The organism is Pedobacter sp. 01N416 (genome assembly GCF_056399685.1).
This window is the reverse complement of the sequence record NZ_JBFTRT010000610.1, coordinates 1-2,918: the sequence shown is the minus strand read 5'-3', so window position 1 is coordinate 2,918 and position 2,918 is coordinate 1. Positions and strand designations below refer to the sequence as shown.

3 protein-coding genes are annotated in these 2,918 nt (G+C 35.4%); 2 read left to right on the top strand and 1 reads right to left on the bottom strand.

Annotated elements, in window-relative coordinates:
• Positions 1 to 366: FAD-dependent oxidoreductase (locus AC1DND_RS24590; RefSeq protein ID WP_477585185.1), on the bottom strand; the 366-nt coding region annotated here is incomplete at its 3' end.
• 449 nt (positions 367 to 815) lie between these two features.
• Here AC1DND_RS24590 and nadA point away from each other — a divergent pair.
• Both nadA and AC1DND_RS24580 read left to right on the top strand, forming a co-directional pair.
• Entirely contained in the window at positions 816 to 1,814 is a 999-nt protein-coding gene (gene nadA, locus AC1DND_RS24585; RefSeq protein ID WP_057931002.1) for a quinolinate synthase NadA, read from the top strand.
• A gap of 68 nt (positions 1,815 to 1,882) precedes the next feature.
• On the top strand, positions 1,883 to 2,918 hold a 1,036-nt coding region (locus tag AC1DND_RS24580), incomplete at its 3' end, for a dicarboxylate/amino acid:cation symporter (RefSeq protein WP_477585184.1).

Genomic DNA, 2,918 nt, shown 5'->3' with positions numbered 1-2,918 from the left:
GTGCAAAACACGGTGTTCAGAGTGTCCTCCCTCCTTGGCTAAATCATAGAAACCGGAGTTATCCTTATCGAAGTTTATACCATAATCAATGATCTCCTGAATACGCTGAGGCCCCTCTTTTACAACGATTTCCACAATTTTTTCATCACATAATCCATCGCCGGCAATCAAAGTATCATCGATATGTTTCTCAAAAGAATCACCTTTATCTACCACAACCGCAACACCGCCATGAGCGTATTTTGTATTCGATTCGTCTTCGTTCGACTTAGTAACAATTAAAACCTTACCAAACTTTGCTGCCTTAAGTGCAAAACTCAAACCCGCTATACCTGAACCAATTACCAGAAAATCTACTTTCCTCATTAATAAAAACATTTAATTATCCACGATGTTAACAACTAGTTGATAAATGTTAACTCTGTGTCTAAATTATCCTAACAAATAAATTTGAATGTTTAAAGCTACTCTAAAAAGACAATTTGCCACAATCTTTTAAGTAATTTTTGAGCACCTTTGTACAAGTAATTAACTTTTTACCCACTTATAAACAATTAACATTCGGGTATTGATAAAAATTGAGTGACTTTTCGATAGTGCTGAAAATCAAATTCATGATATTAGAGAAATGTAATCTAAATGTTAGTAAACGATTAACAACTTATATAAAAGAACTTTTTTTCGAAACTTGCCAACAATACTAACACACTAATAAACAAACAAGATTTATTTATTTAAAAATACTTATTAATTATTGAGACGTTGAAAGCTTTATCTTTGGCCAACGTCAAAATTCAAAAAAGGAAAATTTTAAAATGAACATAGATGTCTTAGAAGAAATCAATAAAAAAGGTTTCGCAGAAGAAGAAATTGATCCTACACTCGATCTTTTTGCTGAGATTGAGAAATTAAAAAAGGAAAAGAATGCCATTATTCTTGCACATTACTATCAAGAACCTGATATTCAGGATATTGCAGATTATATTGGCGATAGTTTAGGACTGTCGCAAGAAGCAGCAAAAACAGATGCTGATGTAATTGTGTTTGCTGGCGTGCATTTTATGGCCGAAACAGCAAAGATTTTATCGCCTGATAAAACGGTTCTATTACCAGATGTAAAAGCAGGATGCTCATTAGCAGATAGTTGTCCGCCCCATCTGTTTAGAAAGTTTAAAGAAAAATATCCAGATCACCTGGTCATCACTTATGTAAACTGTACTGCTGAACTAAAAGCTTTAAGTGATATTGTTTGTACAAGTACGAATGCCGTTCAGATTGTAGAGAGTTTACCTAAAGACCAAAAAATAATCTTCGGTCCCGATCGAAATTTAGGTGCTTATGTAGCAAAGAAAACCGGGCGCGATTTGGTATTGTGGAATGGTGCCTGTATGGTACATGAAATTTTTTCGCAGGAGAAAATTACAAAACTAAAAGAACGCCATCCGAACGCTAAATTTATTGCGCATCCGGAATGTGAAGAAGTGGTTTTGAAAATGGCCGATTATATCGGTTCAACAACCGGGCTTCTAAAATATACCATTACCAATCCGGCTACAGAATTTATTGTAGCTACCGAAAGTGGAATTATCCACCAGATGGAAAAGGCAAATCCAACAAAAACATTTATTCCGGCGCCGCCGAATAACAGCTGTGCCTGTAACGATTGCCCATACATGAAAAGAAATACTTTAGAAAAACTATATTTATGTATTAAAAATGGTTTGCCAGAAGTAACTGTACCTGAGCATATTATTGAACTTGCCCGTAAACCGATACAGCGCATGCTTGATATTTCTGCAGAATTGGGATTATAATGCATAAAGACATCCGAAGTTTACAGGAGCTTAGGGCCAGCAAAACTTCGGATGTCTAATCTTAGATTATGGAAAAAAACAACATCCTTAAAAATTACTCAGGCTTATTATGGCTTTTGGCAGGAATAACTGTTGGAAGTATTGTGGGCTTAATTTTTGGGAAAAGCGTTGAAAGTATAAAACCATTAGGCGATATATTTTTAAACCTGTTGTTTACAGCTGTTATTCCATTGGTATTTTTTGCGGTTTCTTCAGCAATTGCGAATATAGATAGAACAAAAAAGTTAGGAAGATTATTAACCATTATGGTTTTGGTCTTTCTTTCTACCATACTCATTTCTGCGGTTTTAACCTTGGTTGCTACCTGGATTTTTCCTATCCATCAGCAATTAGGAAACACGCCTTTACCAACTGAACCTGAAAAAATCCAGTCGTTTGGCGAACAAATGACCCAACTTTTAACCGTAGGAGAATTTTTCGAGATAGGAAGTAGAAAAAATATGCTTGCATTGATTATTTTTTCAGTACTGGTTGGTTTTTCTACGCTATATTCTGGTAAAGAAGGCGATGCATTTAAGAACTTCTTGGTATCGGGCAATGAAGTGATGAAAAAACTCATCATTTTGATTATGAAACTTGGCCCAATCGGTTTGGGTGCTTATTTTGCTTATCAGGTTGGGGTTTTCGGTCCACAGCTTTTTGGAACTTATGCCAAAGCTTTAGGTTTATACTATGGCGTAGGTGCATTTTATTTTATCGTTTTTTTTACCCTATATGCTTTTGTTGCAGGTGGATTTAAAGCGATAAAAGTATTTTGGAAAAATAACATTGTGCCATCTTTAACTTCAATCGGAACCTGTAGCAGTATTGCCACTATTCCGGCAAATTTAGATGGTGCGCGAAAAATGGGCGTACCCGATTACATTACCAATGTGACGATTCCATTAGGTTCAACCTTGCATAAGGATGGTTCGAGTATTAGCTCTATTGTTAAAATTGCTGTTGTTTTTGCCATTTTTGGTAAGGATTTAGTACATGTTGATACCATTATTTTGGCACTGGGTATTACTGTTTTAGTGAGTATTGTAGAAGGTGGAATACCAA

What these genes read in the sequence shown, in the direction of transcription:
- nadA (WP_057931002.1), top strand. Translation starts at nt 816, where the DNA reads ATGAACATAGATGTCTTAGAAGAAATCAATAAAAAAGGTTTCGCAGAA.